The organism is Jatrophihabitans sp. (assembly GCF_036000465.1).
Taxonomy (GTDB): Bacteria; Actinomycetota; Actinomycetes; order Mycobacteriales; family Jatrophihabitantaceae; genus Jatrophihabitans.
This window is the reverse complement of record NZ_DASYFV010000011.1, coordinates 93,546-109,591: the sequence shown is the minus strand read 5'-3', so window position 1 is coordinate 109,591 and position 16,046 is coordinate 93,546. Positions and strand designations below refer to the sequence as shown.

Annotated in this window: 13 protein-coding genes; 8 read left to right on the top strand and 5 right to left on the bottom strand. The window is 71.6% G+C overall.

The genetic code is table 11. The features are described 5' to 3' along the window. Position 1 precedes the first annotated feature (1 nt). The 7 genes from VGN18_RS03925 (at position 2) to VGN18_RS03895 (ending at position 8,166) form a co-directional block, all read left to right on the top strand. Entirely contained in the window at positions 2–532 is a 531-nt protein-coding gene (locus VGN18_RS03925; protein ID WP_327538332.1) for a phage tail protein, read from the top strand. Next, positions 529–1,365: a LysM peptidoglycan-binding domain-containing protein gene (locus tag VGN18_RS03920; protein ID WP_327538331.1), complete on the top strand. Its 837-nt coding sequence runs from the start codon at positions 529–531 to the stop codon at positions 1,363–1,365. Before VGN18_RS03925 ends, VGN18_RS03920 begins: the two co-directional genes overlap by 4 nt. Continuing rightward, positions 1,362–3,308: a phage baseplate assembly protein V gene (locus VGN18_RS03915; protein WP_327538330.1), complete on the top strand. Its 1,947-nt coding sequence runs from the start codon at positions 1,362–1,364 to the stop codon at positions 3,306–3,308. The genes VGN18_RS03920 and VGN18_RS03915 overlap by 4 nt, the downstream gene beginning before the upstream one ends. 7 nt (positions 3,309–3,315) lie before the next feature. Further along, a complete protein-coding gene (locus VGN18_RS03910; RefSeq protein WP_349259829.1) occupies positions 3,316–3,723 on the top strand; it encodes a GPW/gp25 family protein in 408 nt (135 codons plus the stop codon). Beyond that, the gene (locus VGN18_RS03905; RefSeq protein WP_327538328.1) at positions 3,723–5,675 is read left to right on the top strand and encodes a putative baseplate assembly protein; all 1,953 of its coding nucleotides are present in this window, start codon (positions 3,723–3,725) and stop codon (positions 5,673–5,675) included. The genes VGN18_RS03910 and VGN18_RS03905 overlap by 1 nt, the downstream gene beginning before the upstream one ends. Beyond that, positions 5,675–6,217 (top strand): phage tail protein I, encoded by a 543-nt coding sequence (locus VGN18_RS03900; RefSeq protein ID WP_327538327.1) that lies wholly within the window; start codon positions 5,675–5,677, stop codon positions 6,215–6,217. The genes VGN18_RS03905 and VGN18_RS03900 overlap by 1 nt, the downstream gene beginning before the upstream one ends. Before the next feature lie 944 nt (positions 6,218–7,161). Beyond that, positions 7,162–8,166, top strand: coding sequence for a zinc-ribbon domain-containing protein (locus VGN18_RS03895; protein WP_327538326.1), 1,005 nt, complete (start codon positions 7,162–7,164; stop codon positions 8,164–8,166). 15 nt (positions 8,167–8,181) lie between these two features. Here VGN18_RS03895 and VGN18_RS03890 read toward each other — a convergent pair whose 3' ends face one another. From VGN18_RS03890 to uvrA, 3 genes are read right to left on the bottom strand one after another with little or no spacing between them, the layout of a single operon-like run. Next, positions 8,182–9,204, bottom strand: coding sequence for an adenosine deaminase (locus VGN18_RS03890; protein ID WP_327538325.1), 1,023 nt, complete (start codon positions 9,202–9,204; stop codon positions 8,182–8,184). 31 nt (positions 9,205–9,235) lie between these two features. Further along, positions 9,236–9,811 (bottom strand): GNAT family N-acetyltransferase, encoded by a 576-nt coding sequence (locus VGN18_RS03885; protein ID WP_327538324.1) that lies wholly within the window; start codon positions 9,809–9,811, stop codon positions 9,236–9,238. A 4-nt stretch (positions 9,812–9,815) separates the two neighbouring features. After that, positions 9,816–12,803 (bottom strand): excinuclease ABC subunit UvrA, encoded by a 2,988-nt coding sequence (uvrA, locus tag VGN18_RS03880; RefSeq protein WP_327538323.1) that lies wholly within the window; start codon positions 12,801–12,803, stop codon positions 9,816–9,818. Positions 12,804–12,871: 68 nt separating this feature from the next. Between uvrA and VGN18_RS03875 the strand changes: the two genes are divergently transcribed. Beyond that, on the top strand, positions 12,872–13,333 hold the full coding sequence (locus VGN18_RS03875) for a PPOX class F420-dependent oxidoreductase (RefSeq protein ID WP_327538322.1): 462 nt from the start codon (positions 12,872–12,874) through the stop codon (positions 13,331–13,333). A 55-nt stretch (positions 13,334–13,388) separates the two neighbouring features. Here VGN18_RS03875 and VGN18_RS03870 read toward each other — a convergent pair whose 3' ends face one another. Continuing rightward, positions 13,389–14,066 carry a uracil-DNA glycosylase gene (locus VGN18_RS03870; RefSeq protein WP_327538321.1) on the bottom strand — a complete coding sequence of 226 codons (678 nt, stop codon included), beginning with the start codon at positions 14,064–14,066 and terminating at the stop codon, positions 13,389–13,391. A gap of 146 nt (positions 14,067–14,212) precedes the next feature. Beyond that, the gene (locus VGN18_RS03865; RefSeq protein WP_327538320.1) at positions 14,213–15,967 is read right to left on the bottom strand and encodes a proline--tRNA ligase; all 1,755 of its coding nucleotides are present in this window, start codon (positions 15,965–15,967) and stop codon (positions 14,213–14,215) included. Between the last annotated feature and the right edge of the window lie 79 nt (positions 15,968–16,046).

Below are 16,046 nucleotides of genomic sequence, written 5' to 3'. Positions count from 1 at the left end.
CGTGTCCGTGCCAACCCTCAGCCTGTCGGCCATCCTCGGCCTGCAGAACCGCTTCCTCGTCACCATCGACGGTGTCAACCTCGGTGGTTGGGGCAAGTGCTCCGGGCTGCGCGTGGACTTCAACCCGGAGAAGATCCTCGAGGGCGGCAACTACGACTACAAGCCGATCCTGCCCGGCCAGATGGACTACGAGAACATCGTCCTCGAGCGGGCGATGAACGCCGTCGACTCGGCCCAGGTGCAGCGCTGGCTCGCGTCGAAGGTCAACGGCTGGGTGCACGCGATGGGCAGCGCCCACGGTGCGGTCGCCCAGGGCATGAACGCGATCGGCAGCCTAGTCGGCGCGGGGAGCATCGGTGGCGCGGCCGGCAGCACCGCGCAGATCACCCTGTGCGACCCCGACGGCAAGCCGATCGTCAGCTGGCAGCTGCGCGGCGTGTACCCGGCCCGGTGGACCGGCCCCGAACTCGACGCCACCACCGCCGGCATCGCCAAGGAGAAGCTCGAACTCGCCCACGAGGGGTTCCTGTGACCGGCATCGGCATCAGCGCCTCGATCGGCGGCGCGGCGGCAGGGGTCGCCGCGGGAGCGGTCGCCGGGGCCGGGGTCAACGGCGCGATCGGCGCGGCCATCGGCGTCGCCAGTGCCGTCGGCGCGCTCATCCCGGCCACGATCCGGTGCATCGCACCGGGCTCGCTCGGCCTGGTGCCGTTCGACTTCAACCCGACCAAGATCGTCGTCACCCGCTCGGCGAGTTCGACGAGCCACCCCGCCTCGGGCTCGGGCACCGGGTCGCCCACCGGATCGGGCGGCGCGATCATCTGGAAGTCCGACCCACCGACGATCTCGATCGGGGACATCATCTTCGAGGGCCTCACCACCAAGCTGCGCTGCGACACGTTGCTCAACTGGCAGAGCCCGCCGGCGATCGACCCGCTGGCGATGGCCAAGCAGGCCACGGGCAACCCGATCGACTCGCAGCCGCCGACCCTGACCTTCCAGTGGGGTCCGCCGCTGGTCGGCTTCATGTACGACGTGAAGCTGACCTCGACGACGGTGTCCTACGAGCGCTTCAACCCGACCGGCATCCCGGTGCGGGCCAAGGTCAGCCTGAAGATGGTGCAGCAGCCGAGCATGCTGTCCAACCTGCCGACCAACCCGACCTCGGGCGGCCTGCCCGGTCGCCGCACCCACATCGTGAAGTCGGGCGATTCGCTGCAGTCGATCGCCACCTCGCACTACGGACGCCCGCAGGCCTGGCGCCAGATCGCCGACATCAACCGGATCAACGACCCGGCCCGGCTGCGTCCCGGCAGCACGGTCTACCTGCCGAACGCCGGCGAGTTCGACGGGAGCACGTCATGACGAGCCTGCTCGGCGGTGCGCAGACCGGCATCATCGTCCCGGGCATCCGGGTCGGAGGCCCGATCGGGCTGCCGCTCTCGCCGCTCGTCTCGGCCAAGATCGTGCGGACCGTCGTCGACACCCACCTCCACCTGCCCGACATGTTCGAGATCACCTTCAGCGACGACGACGGCACCGTGCTGTCGGACGCGCGCATGGACATCGCGACCAAGATCGAGATCCTCGGCATGAAGGCCGGGGAGAGCTCCGGGACGTCGCTGATCAAGGGCGAGATCACCTCGATCGAGGCCCGGTGCGTCGACGGCGTGATCCTGTCCATCGTCCGCGGCTACGAGCGCGCCCACCGCCTGCAGCGGGCCAAGCGCACCAAGACCTACCTCAACATGAAGGACTCCGACATCGCGCGGAAGGTCGCGCAGAACGCCGGCCTGACGATCGGCGACATCGACACGTCGAGCACGACCCACACGCACATCGCCCAGGTCGCGCAGACCGACTGGGACTTCCTGTGCGAGCGGGCTCGCGAGATCGGTTTCGAGACCGGGGTCGTCGGCGGCAAGTTCTTCTTCCGCAAGGCCTCCGGCCTGCCGGCCGGCGGCCTCGGCGGCGCGCTGGCCGGGGCGGCGTCGGCGGTGGCCGGGGCCCTCGGCCTCGGCGGTGCGCTGACGTTCCGGCAGAACCTGCTCACCTTCCTGCCGCGCATCTCGGCGGCCAACATCACGCCGTCGGTCGAGGTGCGCGTCTGGGATCCCAAGACCGCCCGAGTCGTGGTCGGCACCGCCGACGCCAAGACCGGCACGGCCACGATCAGCGGCGAGGACCCGAAGGACCTCGCCAACTCCTTCACCGACGGCCTGCTCCCCTCGCCGCCGTCGCTGCCCGCGCTGCCGCCCATCCCCGGCCTGCCCAAGCTCGACTTCGGCTCGGCGCCCGGCGACAAGTCCTACGTGGTCGTCGACCGCCCGCTCGGGGTCGGTTCGGCCGCCGATGGCGCGGCCGACGAGATGGCGCAGGGCCTGGCCGACCACATCGCGAGCACGTTCGCCGAGGCGGAGGGCGACGCGCTCGGCGACCCGTCGATCCAGGCCGGCGAGCAGGTCGAGATCAAGGGCGTCCCGAAGATCTTCCGGGGCAAGTGGACGGTCACGAACGCCAAGCACATCTTCGACCCGGCCGAGGGCGGCTACCACACGCGCTTCTTCGTCAGCGGCCGCGCGAACCGGTCGCTGGCCAACCTCGCCGCCGGCGCGAGCAGCGGCAAGCAGCCGCAGCTGGCCGGCCTGGTGTGCGGCGTCGTCACCAGCCTCAAGGACCCGGACAAGAAGGGGAAGGTCAAGGTCGCGCTGCCCTGGCTCTCCCCCAGCTACGAGTCCGACTGGGCCCGCGTCGTGCAGCTCACCGCCGGGCCGCGCACCGGGGCGATGTTCATGCCCGAGGTCGGCGACGAGGTGCTCGTCGGGTTCGAGTTCGGCGACGCGCGCCGGCCGTACGTGCTCGGCGGGCTGATCAACGACAACTCGAAGTTCGCGCCGATGGACGCCGCGGTGAACGGCAGCGGCACCGTCGTGGGCCGCGGTCTCGCCTCCCCCGCCGGCAACACCCTCATGTTCAACGACGAGCTGCCGCCCGGGCCGCCCGGCGCGGCGCCACCCACGACCTCGTCGATCACCCTCGGCACCGGCGACGGGAACCTGGCGCTGGCCATCGACCAGGTCGCCGGCACCGTCACGCTCACCTGCAAGCCGGCGCCGCCCAAGAGCAAGACGCCCGCCGGCACGGTCAGCATCGACTGCTCGGGCGCCGGGAAGATCGAGATCAAGGGTGGTTCGGGTGGGGTCAAGGTCGAGAGCGACGGTCAGCTGGAACTCACCGGGAAGCTCGGGGTCAAGATCACGAGCAACGCGATGGTCGAGGTCCAGGGCCAGATGATCAAGCTGAACTGAGGACATGATGGCTGACGACTTCATCGGCGCCGGATGGGCGTTCCCCCTGGGGGTGGACGCGCGCGGCGGCATCGCGCTCGCGAGACGCGAGCAGGAACTCGAGCAGGCGATGCGCCTGATCCTGGCGACCTATCCGGGCGAGCGCCCGATGCGACCCGAGTTCGGGTCGCGCCTGCGCGACTACATCTTCCGGTCGGCCACCGTCGACACCGCGGCCGAGCTGTCGCACGAGGTGCACCACGCGCTGCAGCGGTGGGAACCGCGCGTCGACATCGAGTTCGTCGACGTGACCATCGATCCGTGGGAGCGCAACAAGCTCTACATCGACGTCCACTACCAGGTGAAGGCGAGCAACGACAAGCGCAACCTCGTCTTCCCGTTCTACTCGATTCCGGAAGACGGGAGCGACTACTGATGGCGCTTCCCGTCCCGAACCTCGACGACCGCCGCTTCCAGGATCTCGTCGACGACGCCAAGCGGCTGGTACAGCGGCGCTGCCCCGAGTGGACCGACCACAACGTCTCCGACCCGGGCGTCACGCTCATCGAGACGTTCGCGTTCATGACCGACCAGGTGCTGTACCGGCTCAACCAGGTCCCCGACCGCATGTACGTGAAGTTCCTCGAGCTGATCGGGCTGCGGTTGCTGCCGGCCACACCGGCGAAGGCGCCGGTCACGTTCTGGCTCTCGGCCCCGGCCGTCGCCGACGTCTCGATCGCCACCGGCACCACCGTGGCCACCGTGCGCACCGACAGCGACGAGTCGATCCTGTTCGCCACGCGCGACCCGCTGCAGATCGTCCCGTGCGCGCTGCAGGACATCTCGACGTGGGCCGACGGCAGCAGCAGCGGCGAGCTGCGCACCGAGGGCCTGAAGATGGGCACGTCGTTCCGCGCGTTCTCCGAGGTGCCGGTCGTCGGCGAGGCCGTGTACGTCGGCCTCACCAATCCGGTGCCGCGCTGCGTCGTGCAGGTCGACGTCGACGCCCGGGTCGAGGGCGTCGGCGTCCACCCCGACTTCCCCCCGCTGGCGTGGGAGGCGTGGACCGGCACCGACTGGGCGACCTGCCGCGTCAGCAGCGACACGACGAGCGCGCTCAACGTGCCGGGCCGCGTGCTGGTGCACGTCCCGCCGGAGCACGAGGCCTCGGTGGTCGACGGCATCCGGGCCGGCTGGCTGCGGGCCCGGGTCATCGAGGTGCCCGAGGACGTGCCGACCTACACCTCGTCGCCCATCATCATCGGGCTGTCGGCCTGCACCGTCGGCGGCACCGTCGACGCGATCCACGGCTCGATCGTCGAGGCCGAGCAGCTCGGCGAGTCCGACGGCGTGCCGGGCCAGGTGTTCCCGATCGAGAACAGCCCGATCCTGGCCGGGGCGGGCGCGCCGGTGCTCGAGACGTCGTCCGACGACGGCTGGGTCGAGTGGACCCCGGTCGAGCACTTCGCCGCCAGCGAGCCCGAGGACCGCCACTTCGTCCTCGACGCCGTCGGCGGCACGGTCCGCTTCGGCCCGGCGGTGCGGCTGCCCGAGGGTGGCGTCCGCCAGTACGGCGCCGTGCCGCCGCAGGGCCAGATGGTCCGGCTGCGCGGGCACGCCGTCGGCGGCGGGCGGCACGGCAACGTCTCGAAGGGCATGATCCGCACGCTGAAGTCGTCCATCCCGTTCGTCGAGAGCGTCGAGAACCTCGAGTCGGCGCAGGGTGGCGTCGACGGCGAGACGATGACCCAGGCCAAGGCCCGCGGCCCGATCCTGCTGCGCACCCGCAGCCGGGCGGTCACCGCCGAGGACTACGAGTCGATCGCCCTCGAGGCCGCCCCCGAGGTCGCCCGCGTGCAGGCGGTCACCGCCGGTGAGGACGACGTCGCCGCCGGTTCGCTGCGCGTGCTCATCGTGCCGGCCGCGCCCGCCGTGGAGGGCCGCATCGACTTCGCCGAGCTCGTGCCGTCGGAGGAGACGCTGGCCCGCATCGGCGAGCGGCTCGACGAGGTGCGCCTCATCGGCACCCGGGTGTCGGTCGAGCCGCCGTCCTACCGCGGCGTCACCGTGGTCGCGCGGGTCGTCGCCCGGCCGAAGGCCGACACCGAACGCATCCGCACCGAGGCCCTGGCTGCGCTCTACGGCTACCTCAACCCCATCACCGGCGGCCCTGACGGCGAGGGCTGGCCGTTCGGCCGTCCGGTGCAGTCGGGCGAGGTCTACGGGCTGCTGCAGCAGATCCGCGGCGTCGACATGGTCGAGGACGCCCGGTTGTTCGGGGCGAACCCGGTGACCGGCGAGCGCGGTGGCGAGACCCGCAAGCTCGAGCTCGACCCCTACAGCCTGCTGTTCTCCTACGAGCACCAGGTCCGGGTGGAGGCGCACTGATGCGAGGCACCATCGACGCCCTGTTCACCGCGGCCCCCCTCGGGCCGATGCTGCCGGCGATCTTCCAAGAGGACGAGTTCTCGATGCGCTTCGTCAGCGGCTTCGACGACGTCATCGCGCCGGTGCTGCTGACGCTGGACTGCCTGATCGACTACTTCGACCCGGCGCTCACCCCGGTCGACTTCCTCGACTGGCTGGCCGGCTGGGTCGGCATCGAGATCGACGAGAGCTGGGCGACCGAGCGTCGCCGCGCCGCGGTGGCAACCGCTGTCGAGATGTACCGCATGCGTGGCACCATCACCGGACTACGCGCAAACCTCGAGGTCCTCAGCGGAGGCACTGTGGAGATCACCGACAGCGGTGGCGTGTCCTGGTCGACGCACCCCATGGGTGAACTGCCGGGGCAGGAGAGCCCGCGCCTCGCCGTGCGGGTGACCATCCCCGACGAACTCACCGACCGGAAGCAGAAGGCCATCGACTCCATCGTCGCCACCGCCAAACCGGCCCACGTCGTGCATCGGGTGGAGGTGGTCGGCTCATGATCATCTGCAAGACGTGCGGCGCGTACAACAAGGAGACCGACGCCTTCTGCGGATCGTGCGGCGGCTTCCTCGAGTGGACCGGCGAGAAGATGAAGGCGCCCGAGCCCGAGCCGCTGCCGGTCGAGGAGGAGCAGGAGCCGCAGCGCAAACGCGGCTTGATGGAGCGCGTCACCTCGGCCATGTACATGGACGTCTGGGACAAGCGCCAGATCCCGAACTCCGGCACACCGGCCGGCCCCGGCATGGCGCGGCCGGGCATGCCCGGCGCTCCCGGCGGACCGCCCGGACCTCCCGGCGCGCGCCCGCCCGGCCCCCCCGGGCCGCCGCCTCCGCCCGGGGCCCGGCCGCCCGGACCACCCGGCCCGCCCGGACCACCCGGACCGCCGCCACCCCCGGGAGCGCGTCCGCCCGGCCCACCGCCGCCACCACCCGGTGCCGGCGGTCCCCCGCCTCCGCCCGGACGCCCGCCCGGTCCGCCGCCCCCGCCGCCACCACCCGGTGCCGGCGGTCCCCCACCACCGCCGCCACCACCCGGTGCCGGCGGCCCTCCGCCGCCCCCGGGACGACCGCCCGGCCCGCCGCCCCCGCCGCCGCCACTCGGTGCCGGCGGCCCGCCGCCCCCGCCGCCACCACTCGGTGCCGGCGGTCCGCCGCCTCCCCCGGCCGCTCCGCCCGGACCACCACCGCCACCTCCGCCGCCGCCTCCGGGCGCCGTCGCGGCCGAGCCGCCGCCACCGCCGGCAGCGGCCTCGTTGGCGGCGGCCACCCCGCCACCGCCGGTCGCACCTCCGCCGCCGGCGGCACCTCCGGCCGCGCCACCGCGCCCGCTCGACCTGCCGGCGACACCACCGCCGCCACCACCACCACCACCCGCGACGCCCCCGCCACCGCCGTCGATTCCCCCGCCGCCGCCACCGGCGGCACGTCCCGATGCGTCAGCGCTGGTGTCCCCGGGGGCGACCGGACCGTCGGCTCCGGCGCGCCCGCTCGACCTGCCCTCGGCGGCCCCGCCGACCCGTCCCGAACCGGCCATCGCCGGGGCGGGCGGTTCGGTGCAGCCGGCGGCGCAGCGACCGCAGCAGGCGCAGGCGGCGCGGCCCACCGTGCAGCGGCGGCCGCCGACCCGGCGGCTGGAGCCGGGCGACCTCATCTGCCCGGACTGCGGCGAGGGCAACCCGCCCACCCGCAAGTTCTGCAGCCGGTGCGGCGCCTCCGTCGCCGAGGCCGAGGTCGTGAAGGCGAGGTGGTGGCAGAAGCTCAGGCCCCGCAAGGGTCCGAAGAAGCGTGAGGCCGGGGCCCGGCCGAGTGCCCGCAAGACCCGCAAGTCGTTCCCGGCCAAGATCATGGGCGTCCTGCTGGGCGGCGTGGGCAAGGTCGTCGGCGTGCTGTTCCTGATCGGCGGAATCGTCTACGGCCTCGTGCCGAACATCCGCAGCAGCGTGAACGAGGAGTTCAACTCGATCAAGAGCAAGATCACCAACATCGTCAGCCCGACGTACACCGAGATCCATCCGGCCGACATCACCGCGAACAGCGGCACGAAACAGCACGGCGCGAGCCTTGCCGTCGACGGCAAGAAGAACACGTTCTGGCTGTCGTACCCGACCACCGAGCCGATCCTGACCGTGACGTTCTCGTCCAAGATCGACCTGTCGCGGATCATCGTCTACAACGGCGCGACCGGAGACCTCAGCCCGGGCGTGCCCGCGTCGTTCGTCGGCTTCGCCCGGCCGGGCGTGCTGCACCTGGTGTTCCCGGAGACCAACAAGTCGTCGGACGTCAAGCTGCAGGACGACCCCGATCAGCACACCTACAGCGTGTCGAAGGGCAGCGGCATCACCAGGGTCGAGATCCACCTGCCGCTGGCCAGCCTCAACCAGCCGGCGAATTCGCAGGGCAAGAAACGCCTGATCGCGGTCACCGAGATCGAGTTCTTCAAGAAGGACTGAGGCGGGGGCCGCCGCTCAGCGGGGAGCGGCGGCGTACGCGTCGATCTCGCCGAGCAGTTCGGCCTGCGCGGTGTGGTCGAGGAACGACGCCCGCACGCCGGCGCGCGCCAGCTCGGCCACGCCCGCACGATCGAGGTCGAGCAGCTCGGCGGCGATCTCGTACTCGCGGTTGAGCGTGGTCGAGAACATCGGCGGGTCGTCGGAGTTGATGCTCACCGGCACCCCCGCCGCCACGATCGCGGGCAACGGGTGCTCGGCGAGCGACGGCACCGACCGCGTGCAGACGTTGGAGGTCGGGCAGATCTCGAGCGGGATCTGCTCGGCGGCCAGGTGCGCGAGCAGGCGCGGGTCCTGCGCCGCGGCGATGCCGTGCCCGATGCGCTCGGCGCCGAGGTGGGTCAATGCGTCCCAGATGGTCTCGGGGCCGGTCGACTCGCCGGCGTGCGGGACGCTGCGCAGGCCCTCGGCGCGGGCGGCGGCGAAGTGCGGGGCGAACTGCTCGCGCGGCACCCCGATCTCGGGACCGCCGAGGCCGAAGCTGACCAGCCCGTCCGGACGCAGCCGGGTGGCGATGTCGAGGGTGACGTCGGCGGCGGCCAGGCCGGCCTCACCGGGGATGTCGAAGCACCAGGCCAACTGCACGCCGTGGTCGGCCGCGGCGCGGCGGCGGGCGTCCTCGACCGCCTCGCAGAACGCCTCGGCCGCGATGCCGCGCGTCACCGACGAGTACGGCGTGAGGGTCAGCTCGGCGTAGCGCACCTGCTGTGCGGCGAGATCCCGCGCGACCTCGTAGGTCAGCGTCCAGATGTCCTCGGCGTCGCGGATCAGGTCGACGACCGACAGGTAGACGGTGATGAAGTGCGCGAAGTCGGTGAAGGTGAAGTATTCGGCGAGCCGGGCCGGATCGGCGGGCACCGGCGACGCACCCTCGTGGCGCGCGGCGAGCTCGGCCACGATGCGCGGCGACGCCGAGCCGACGTGGTGCACGTGCAGTTCGGCCTTGGGCAGTCCGGCCATGAAATCGGCAAGCTCGGTCATGCTCGGGAATTCTGACACAACCGTGTCAGGTTCACGCCGTCGGGGTCGGGGTGGACCACTCGGACCGGCGCATCCGGTAGAGCACGTGCGGCCGGATCGGGCTCCCTTCGGGTACCCGCGGGTGCTCGAAGTCGCCGCCCAGGTCGCGAGTCAGGCCGACCTTCTCCATGACCCGGCGTGAGGCGGAATTGGCGACGGTCGTCATCGAGACGATCTCGTCGAGCCCGACGGTGTCGAACCCGTGGCCGAGCGCGGCCCGCGCCGCCTCCGGTGCGTAACCCCGGCCCCAGTAGTCCGCCGCCAGCCGCCAGCCGACCTCGACGGCGGGCGTGAACGGCGCCTCGAAGCGCTGCTCGACCAGCCCGACGTAGCCGATGAACGGCGCCACGCCCGGAACCTCGACCGCCCACAGCCCGAACGCGTCCGTGGCCAAGCCGTCGCGGATGCGGGCGGCGAAGGCGTCGCTCTCGGCCCGGGTAAGCGGCGCCGGGAAGTGCCGCATCACGTCCGGGTCGGCGTTGAGCCCGGCGAACGTCGCCGCGTCGTCATCGCGCCAGTGGCGCAGGAGCAGCCGCTCGGTGCGGAGTTCGGGGGCCGGGCCGCCCACCGGGTCAGGCCGACTTCGCCGCGCGCTTGCGCGCCGTCTTCGCCGATGCCGCGTTGGCCGGAGCCGCCTTCGCCGGCCGGGTGGTGGCCGCCTTCCGCGGGGCCGATCTCGCCGCCGCCGCGGTCGCCTTGCGGCCCCGCGCCGGTGCCGGCGGGTCGAGAAGGGGCGCCAGGAACCCACCGGTGTGCGAGGCCGCCACCGCGGCGACCTCCTCCGGGGTGCCCTCGGCCACGACCATGCCGCCGCCGGAGCCGCCCTCGGGACCCATGTCGATGATCCAGTCGGCGGTCTTGATGACGTCCAGGTTGTGCTCGATCACCACGACCGAGTTGCCCTTGTCGACGAGCGAGTGCAGGACGCCGAGCAGCTTCGCGACGTCCTCGAAGTGCAGGCCGGTGGTCGGCTCGTCGAGCACGTAGATGGTGCGGCCGGTCGAGCGCTTCTGCAGCTCGGCGGCCAGCTTGACCCGCTGCGCCTCACCGCCCGAGAGCGTCGGCGCCGGCTGTCCGAGCCGCACGTAGCCGAGCCCGACGTCGACCAGCGTGTCGAGGTGGCGCGCGATGCGGCTGATCGGCGCGAAGAACTCGGCGGCCTCCTCGATCGGCATCTCGAGCACTTCGCTGATGGTCTTGCCCTTGTAGTGCACGTCGAGGGTCTCGCGGTTGTACCGCGCGCCCTTGCAGACCTCGCACGGCACGTAGACGTCGGGCAGGAAGTTCATCTCGATCTTGATCGTGCCGTCGCCGGCGCAGTTCTCGCAGCGCCCGCCCTTCACGTTGAACGAGAAGCGACCCTGCTGGTAGCCGCGGATCTTCGCCTCGGTCGTTTCGCTGAACAGCTTGCGGATGTGGTCGAAGACGCCGGTGTAGGTGGCCGGATTCGACCGCGGCGTGCGACCGATCGGTGACTGGTCGACACCGACCACCTTGTCGAGGTGCTCGACCCCGCGGACCCGCTTGTGCCGGCCCGGCGGCAGCTTGGCCCCGTTGATCTTGTTGGCCAGCGAGGCGTAGAGGATGTCGTTGACCAGGCTCGACTTGCCCGAACCGCTCACGCCGGTGACGGCCACGAAGCAGCCGAGCGGGAACGAGACGTCGACGTTGCGCAGGTTGTGTTCGCGCGCGCCCTCGACGACGAGCTCGCGGTTCTTCTGCCGCGGGCGACGCAGCGGCGGCACGGCGATCGAGCGCCGCCCGGACAGGTAGGCGCCGGTGATCGACTCCTCCGAGGCGCGAAGGTCGTCGACGGTGCCGCTGACGACGATGCGACCGCCGTGCTCGCCGGCCAGCGGGCCGATGTCGACGACCCAGTCGGCGGTGCGGATGGTGTCTTCGTCGTGCTCGACGACGATGAGCGTGTTGCCGAGCTTCTTGAGCCGGACGAGGGTCTCGATGAGGCGGTGGTTGTCGCGCTGGTGCAGCCCGATGGACGGCTCGTCCAGCACGTACAGCACGCCGACCAGGCCCGACCCGATCTGGGTGGCGAGCCGGATGCGCTGTGCCTCGCCGCCGGCCAGCGTGGCGGCGGCGCGGTCGAGGGAGAGGTAGTGCAGGCCGACGTCGACGAGGAAGCCGAGCCGGGCGTTGATCTCCTTCAGCACCCGCTCGCCGATCATCCGGTCGCGGTCGTTGAGGCTGAAGCCGGACAGCCACTCGGCGGCGTCGCCGATCGACAGCGCCGACACCTCCGCGATCGAGCGTCCCTCGACGGTGACGGCCAGGATCTCGGGCTTGAGCCGGGTGCCCTGGCAGGTGGGGCACGGGACCTCGCGCATGAAGCCCTCGTACTTCTCCCGCGCGTAGTCGCTGTCGGTCTCGGCGTGGCGGCGCTCGATCCACGGCACGACGCCCTCGTAGGCGGCGTAGTAGGAGCGGTCGCGGCCGTACCGGTTGCGGTAGCTCACGTGCACCTGCTCGTCGACGCCGTGCAGCACGGCCTTCTGGGCCCGCGCCGGCAGCTTCTCCCACGGGGTGTCGAGGTCGAAGCCGATGGCCTCGGCGACGCCGGCCAGCAGCCGCAGGAAGTACTCGCTGGTCTGGCCACCGGCCCAGGGCGCGATCGCGCCGTCGGCGAGGGTCGACTCGGGGTCGGGCACGACGAGCTCGGGGTCGACCTCCTTGCGGGTGCCGAGCCCGGTGCACACCGGGCAGGCCCCGAAGGGCGAGTTGAACGAGAAGGAGCGGGGCTCGAGCTCGTCGATCGCGAGCGGGTGGTCGTTGGGGCAGGCCAGCCGCTCGGAGTAGCGGCGCTCGCGGTGCGGGTCGTTGTCGGGCAGGTCGACGAAGTCGAGGATCACGACGCCGCCGGCCAGCCCCAGCGCGATCTCGACCGAGTCGGTGATGCGCTGCTTGCTGGACGGCTTGGCCGACAGGCGGTCGACCACCGCCTCGATGGTGTGCTTCTCCTGCTTCTTCAGCTTCGGCGGGTCGGTGAGCGAGTGCACGACGCCGTCGACCCGGGCCCGGGCGAAGCCCTTGCTCTGCAGATCGCCGAACAGGTCGACGTACTCGCCCTTGCGCTCGCGGATGACGGGAGCGAGTACCTGGAATCTGGTGCCCTCGGGCATCTCGAGAATGCGGTCGACGATCTGCTGCGGTGTCTGCTTCGAGATCGGCTCGCCGCAGACCGGGCAGTGCGGCTTGCCGATGCGGGCGTAGAGCAGGCGCAGGTAGTCATAGACCTCGGTGATCGTGCCGACGGTCGAACGCGGGTTCTTCGACGTGGACTTCTGGTCGATCGAGACCGCCGGCGACAACCCCTCGATGAAGTCGACGTCGGGTTTGTCCATCTGTCCCAGGAACTGGCGGGCGTAGGCCGACAGCGACTCGACGTAGCGGCGCTGGCCCTCGGCGAAGATCGTGTCGAAGGCCAGGCTCGACTTGCCCGAGCCGGACAGCCCGGTGAAGACGATCAGGGCGTCACGGGGCAGGTCGAGGCTCACGTCTTTGAGGTTGTGCTCGCGGGCACCCCTCACCACCAGTCGGTCGTTCACCCGTCCGACAGTAGTGACCCGGACCGACAACGCGATTCGCCCGCCGGTTTCGGGGGCAGGATCACGCCATGCCTCGTTCCATCGCGACCAACACCGCCGTCGACACCGCGGAAATGCAGGAGTTCGTGCGGCCGCGGCACCAGATGATCCTCGTCACGCACCGCCAGGACGGCTCGCCCCAGCTCTCCCCCGTGACCGGCGGGATGGACGACGCCGGGCGCATCGTGATCTCCACCTACCCCGAGCGGGCCAAGGTCACGAACCTGCGCCGCAACCCCGCCGCCGGCGTGCTGGTGCTCTCCGACGAGTTCGACGGCTCCTGGCTGCAGGTCGACGGCACCGCCGAGGTCATCGACCTGCCCGACGCCGTCGAGCCGCTCGTCGACTACTTCCGCAGCATCAGCGGCGAGCACCCCGACTGGGACGAGTACCGGCGGGCCATGCGCGACCAGGGCAAGTGCCTGATCCGGATCACCCCGACCCGCTGGGGCCCGGTCGCCCAGGGCGGCTTCCCGGCCCGCCTGGGCTAGTCGTCCGGAGCCCAGGCGACCAACTGCTCGGCGATCGCGGGCTCGGGCGGGCGAGTTAGGCGAGCGTCCAGTCGACCGGCTCGCCGCCCTGCTCGACGAGCGACGCGCTGGCCCGGCTGAACGGCTTCGAGCCGAAGAAGCCGTTGGAGGCCGAGAGCGGGCTCGGGTGGGCCGACTCGATGGCCGGGACGTCGCCGAGCAGCGGGCGCAGCGATCGGGCGTCGCGGCCCCACAGGATTGCGACGAGCGGCGTGCCGCGGGCGGTGAGCGCGCGGATCGCCTGGTCGGTCACCGCCTCCCAGCCCTTGCCGCGGTGCGCGGCCGACTGCCCGGGCGCGACGGTCAGGCACCGGTTGAGCAGCAGCACGCCGTGCTGCGTCCACGTCGTCAGGTCGCCGTGCTCGGGCGGGACGACGCCGACGTCGGACTGCAGCTCCTTGTAGATGTTGCGCAGCGACGGCGGCAGTGGTCGCACGTGCCGCTCGACCGCGAACGAGAGTCCGATCGGGTGCCCGGGCGTGGGGTAGGGATCCTGACCGACGATCAGCACCCGGACGTCGGCGAAGGGCTGCCGGAACGCGCGCAGGATGTTCTCCCCCGCCGGCAGGTAGGTGCGCCCGGCCGCGACCTCGGCCCGGAGGAACTCACCCATCGCGGCGATGCGGTCCTCGACCGGGGCCAGCGCCTCGGCCCAGCCGGCGTCCAGGATCTCGGTCAGCGGTCGTGACGGCATCGCCCGACCGTAGCGGCCGGGCGGATCGCCACGATTCCGGGCGGCGGCGGGGGTGCGCTCCGACGTTGTATTACGGCGTAAACGGAATCGGCGATCCGTTTACGCCGTAATACAAAGTCGGGGGCAAGGGTGGTCGGTCGGCGGACTCAGCCGGCCGAGACGGCCGACCGCACCGCCGCTGCGGCCTCGGCGACCGGGACCTCGCGCCGCTCGTCCGACTTGCGGTCGCGCAGTTCGACCACGCCGTCGGCCAGGCCCTTGCCCACGATGACGATGGTCGGGACGCCGATCAGCTCGGCGTCCTTGAACTTCACGCCGGGCGAGACACCGCGGCGGTCGTCGTACATGACCCGCACGCCGCTGCCCTCGAGCTCGTCGGCGAGCGCCGCCGCGGCGGCGAACACCGCGTCGTCCTTGCCGGTCGCGACGATGTGGACGTCGGCCGGGGCGACCGAGCGCGGCCAACAGAGGCCCTTCTCGTCGAACGTCTGCTCGGCGATGGCGGCGACGGCGCGGGTGACGCCGACGCCGTAGGAGCCCATCGTGATCGTCACCGGCTTGCCGTTCTGGTCGAGGGCGGTGAGCCCGAAGGCGTCGGCGAACTTGCGGCCGAGCTGGAACACGTGCCCCATCTCGATGCCACGCGCGATCTCCAGGGCCGACCCGCAGACCGCGCAGCGGTCGCCGTCGCGGATCTCGACCGCCCCGAGCTCGCCGTCGGGCACGAAGTCGCGCCCGCGCACCACGAAGGCGGCGTGCTTGTCCTGGGTGTTCGCCCCCGTGACCCACGCGCTGCCCTCGACGACCAGCGGGTCGACGACGAAGCGCAGCTTCCAGTCGGCCAGCTGCTGCGGGCCGATGTAGCCCTTCACCAGCTGCGGGACCTTCGCGAGATCCTCGGGGCCGGCCTGCTCGACCTCGACCGGTTCGAGCTGGCCGCCGATGCGCTTGAGGTCGACCTCGCGGTCGCCGGGCACGCCGACGACGAGCAGCTCCCAGGTGTCGCTGCCCGGCGCCCGGGTGCGCAGCACGACGTTCTTCAACGTGTCGGCGCCGGTGAACGGCTCGTCGCGCAGCCCCAGCTCGTTGAGCCGGTCGACGAGGGTGGCGATGGTCGGCGTGTCCGGGGTGTCGAGCACCTGCTCGGCCGGGTGGTGCTGCGGGTCGGTCGGCTCCGGCGCGGCGATCACGACGGCCTCGGTGTTGGCCGCGTAGTCGCAGTTCGTGCACTGGACGAAGGTGTCCTCGCCCGAGGCCGCCGGCACCAGGAACTCCTCGGACGCCGAACCGCCCATCGCCCCGGACACCGCGAAGACGATCTTGTACGTCATCCCCATGCGGGTGAAGATGCGCTCGTAGGCGTCGCGGTGCGCCCGGTAAGAGACCTCGAGGCCCTCGTCGGTGAGGTCGAAGGAGTACGAGTCCTTCATGATGAACTCGCGCCCGCGCAGGATGCCGGCGCGCGGCCGCGCCTCGTCGCGGTACTTCGTCTGGATCTGGTACAGCGAGAGCGGGTAGTCCTTGTAGGACGAGTACTCGCCCTTGACGAGCAGGGTGAACAGCTCCTCGTGCGTCGGGCCGAGGAGGTAGTCGGCATCCTTGCGGTCGGTCAGCTTGAACAGGGTGTCGCCGTAGTCGGCCCACCGCCCGCTCGCCTCGAAGATCTCCCGCGGGATCATCGCCGGGAAGTGCACCTCCTGCGAGCCGATGCCGTTCATCTCCTCGCGGATGATCTCCTCGACCCGCGCCAGCACGGCCATGCCGAGCGGCAGCCACGAGTAGATGCCCGGCGCGAGGCGACGGACGTAGCCGGCCCGCACGAGCAGCCGGTGGCTCGGCACCTCCGCGTCGGCCGGGTCGTCGCGCAGGGTCCGCAGGAACATCGTCGAGAGTCGCAGCACGTCGCAAGGTTATCGGCGCGTCGATAATCGGTTGCGCCACCGTGGCCGGTGCGCGACCCTGAACGCCCCAGCGGGCCGC

Bases quoted from the DNA above. Each gene is read 5' to 3' on its own strand.
- VGN18_RS03915 (WP_327538330.1), top strand. From the start codon at position 1,362: ATGACGAGCCTGCTCGGCGGTGCGCAGACCGGCATCATCGTCCCGGGC.
- VGN18_RS03910 (WP_349259829.1), top strand. From the start codon at position 3,316: ATGGCTGACGACTTCATCGGCGCCGGATGGGCGTTCCCCCTGGGGGTG.
- VGN18_RS03905 (WP_327538328.1), top strand. From the start codon at position 3,723: ATGGCGCTTCCCGTCCCGAACCTCGACGACCGCCGCTTCCAGGATCTC.
- VGN18_RS03900 (WP_327538327.1), top strand. From the start codon at position 5,675: ATGCGAGGCACCATCGACGCCCTGTTCACCGCGGCCCCCCTCGGGCCG.
- VGN18_RS03890 (WP_327538325.1), bottom strand. From the start codon at position 9,204: ATGACCGAGCTTGCCGATTTCATGGCCGGACTGCCCAAGGCCGAACTG.
- VGN18_RS03875 (WP_327538322.1), top strand. From the start codon at position 12,872: ATGCCTCGTTCCATCGCGACCAACACCGCCGTCGACACCGCGGAAATG.
- VGN18_RS03870 (WP_327538321.1), bottom strand. From the start codon at position 14,066: ATGCCGTCACGACCGCTGACCGAGATCCTGGACGCCGGCTGGGCCGAG.